Annotated in this window: 2 protein-coding genes and 1 pseudogene; 2 read left to right on the top strand and 1 reads right to left on the bottom strand. The window is 68.4% G+C overall.

The genetic code is table 11. The annotated features are described in order from the left end of the window. Together KH616_RS24570 and rmuC are read left to right on the top strand one after the other, a co-directional pair. Positions 1–277 (top strand): NAD(P)-dependent oxidoreductase (locus KH616_RS24570; RefSeq protein ID WP_292253859.1); only part of this gene is annotated, 277 nt, incomplete at its 5' end. Further along, a complete protein-coding gene (rmuC, locus tag KH616_RS24565; protein WP_292253857.1) occupies positions 274–1,743 on the top strand; it encodes a DNA recombination protein RmuC in 1,470 nt (489 codons plus the stop codon). The genes KH616_RS24570 and rmuC, both read left to right, overlap by 4 nt. Positions 1,744–1,820: 77 nt before the next feature. On the opposite strand, the pseudogene KH616_RS24560 reads toward rmuC, so the two are convergent. Next, positions 1,821–1,995: pseudogene (locus tag KH616_RS24560) on the bottom strand (GNAT family N-acetyltransferase); the annotation flags it as partial.

The raw sequence follows: 1,995 nt of genomic DNA, 5'->3' as shown, positions 1-1,995 counted from the left end.
CGTCGACGACGCGGCGCTCGCCGCCGCACTACGCGACAGGAAGATCGCCGCGGCGGGCCTCGATGTGTTCGAAGGCGAGCCGCGCGTGCATCCCGCACTGCTGGAGGTGCCGAACGTCGTGCTGACGCCGCACATCGCGAGCGCAACCGAGAAAACCCGCCGTGCGATGGCGAACCTCGCCGCCGACAACCTGATCGCCGCGCTGGGCGAAGGGCCGCGCGCAGGCCGTCCGCCGAACCCGATCAATCCGGACGTGATCGGACGGGTGCGCGTATGACGACTGCCTTGTTGCTCGCGGCCATCGTCGTGCTGGCCGTCGCGCTCGCCGTGGCGATCGTCGCCATCGTGCGCGGCAACAGCCGATACGACGACGCGGCGTTCCTCGGCGAGCAGATCGAGGACGCCGCGCACGAGCAGGCGCGCGCGTACGAACGGCTCGAACGCGAGCTGCGTGGCGAGATCGTCGAAAGCTCGCGCGGTTCGCGTACGGAAATGGCCGGCAGTTTCACCCGGCTCCAGCAGACGCTCGCCGCGCAGCTGACGAGCGTCGCGACCGTGCAGAACAACCAGATCGACGGTTTTGCGCAGCAGCTCGCGAAGCTCGTTGCCGGCAATACGCAGCAGTTCGACGCGATGCGCGAAAGCCTGCAGCGTCAGGCGCAGCAGGCGCGCGAGGAGCAGAGCGCGGCGCTCAGGCTGTTCGGCGACACGCTCAATCGCCAGCTCACGCAGCTGACCGAGGCGAACGACCGGCGGATCGGCGAAGTACGCGCGACGCTCGAACAGCGGCTGAAAGAGATCGAGACGAACAATGCGGCGAAGCTCGAGGAGATGCGCCGCACGGTCGACGAGAAGCTGCATGCGACGCTCGAACAGCGGCTCGGCGAGTCGTTCAAGCTGGTGTCCGACCGGCTCGAGCAGGTCCATCGCGGGCTTGGCGAGATGCAGACGCTGGCGGCGGGCGTCGGCGACCTGAAGAAGGTCCTGACCAACGTGAAAACGCGCGGCACCTGGGGCGAAGTGCAGCTCGAGGCGCTGCTCGAGCAGATGCTGACGCCCGATCAGTACGCGAAGAACGTCGCGACGGTGCCGAAGAGCAGCGAGCGCGTCGAGTTCGCGATTCGCCTGCCGGAGCGCCATGACAGTGCGAACGACGCGCAGCCGGTCTGGCTGCCGATCGATGCGAAGTTCCCGCGCGAGGACTACGAGCGGCTGATCGATGCGCAGGAGCGTGCCGATGCGGTCGCGGTCGAAGAGGCGGCGCGTGCGCTCGAGGCGCGGATCCGGGCGGAGGCGCGCACGATTGCCGAGAAGTACGTCGCGCCGCCGCACACGACCGATTTCGCGCTGCTGTTCTTGCCGACCGAAGGTCTGTACGCGGAAATTCTGCGCCGCCCGGGGTTGACCGACCTGCTGCAGCGCGACTATCGCGTGACGGTGGCCGGCCCGACGACGCTCACCGCGCTGCTGAACAGCCTGCAGATGGGATTCCGGACGCTTGCGATCGAGAAGCGGTCGAGCGAAGTCTGGCAGGTGCTCGGCGCGGTGAAGACGGAGTTCGGCAAGTTCGGCGACGTGCTGGCGCGCACGAAGTCTCAGCTGGAGACGGTCACGCGTTCGATCGAGGCGGCCGAGCAGCGCACCCGCGTGATGAATCGCAAGCTCAAGCAGGTCGAGGCGCTGCCGGGCGAAGCCGCGGCCGGATTGCTCGGCGCCGACGTCGCGGACATCGACGAGGCCTGAGGAGGCCGGTCTCGCGGGCAGGCAGAAACGACAAGGGGCGCCATCGGCGCCCCTTTTGTCTGCCTGCGCGTATTGCGTCAGCGCGCGGCGAGCGTGTTCAGCGCATCGCCGGTCACGCGCACGATGCGCCAGTCGGGCAGCACGGTCGCGCCCATTTTCTCGTAGAAGTCGATCGCGGGCTGGTTCCAGTCAAGCACCGACCATTCGAAGCGTGCGCAGAGGCGCTCGACGGCGAGCGCCGCGAGCTGCCGG

Origin of the sequence: Burkholderia sp. (assembly GCF_018375725.1) — a bacterium.
GTDB lineage: Bacteria > Pseudomonadota > Gammaproteobacteria > Burkholderiales > Burkholderiaceae > Burkholderia.
Note: the sequence above shows the minus strand (reverse complement) of the source record. Positions and strands in the feature narration are given on the sequence as shown.

Excerpts from the sequence above, each read along its gene's own strand:
- rmuC (WP_292253857.1), top strand. The coding sequence starts at position 274 with ATGACGACTGCCTTGTTGCTCGCGGCCATCGTCGTGCTGGCCGTCGCG.